Origin of the sequence: Limnospira sp. PMC 1279.21 (genome assembly GCF_032349615.1) — a bacterium.
In the GTDB taxonomy this organism is placed as follows: domain Bacteria; phylum Cyanobacteriota; class Cyanobacteriia; order Cyanobacteriales; family Microcoleaceae; genus Limnospira; species Limnospira fusiformis.
Genome location: NZ_JARPLU010000636.1, coordinates 1 through 215, shown reverse-complemented (window position 1 = coordinate 215; position 215 = coordinate 1). Strand labels below are relative to the sequence as shown.

Genomic DNA, 215 nt, shown 5'->3' with positions numbered 1-215 from the left:
AGTCTTAGACCTGATTAGACGCTTCACCTTGGCAACCATATTGGAAGTCTCGAAGGTGGGCCCAAAAATCCGGCTGTGTTATGGGATGGTCAGGGATGCGACCCAATCAACCAAGGGGTTGAAGTCCTCACCGGGTAGTCCCCACGCCCATTTCAGCTCTATTTCATACCCGAAGGTCTCGCAGGTAGGGGTCGAGAGGGAAGTCGCCTTCCCCC

The 215-nt window shown here is 54.9% G+C and carries 1 pseudogene; it reads right to left on the bottom strand.

Going from position 1 to position 215, the window contains the following annotated elements:
• Positions 1-78, bottom strand: a pseudogene (locus P5683_RS26310) (transposase); the annotation flags it as partial.
• Between the last annotated feature and the right edge of the window lie 137 nt (positions 79-215).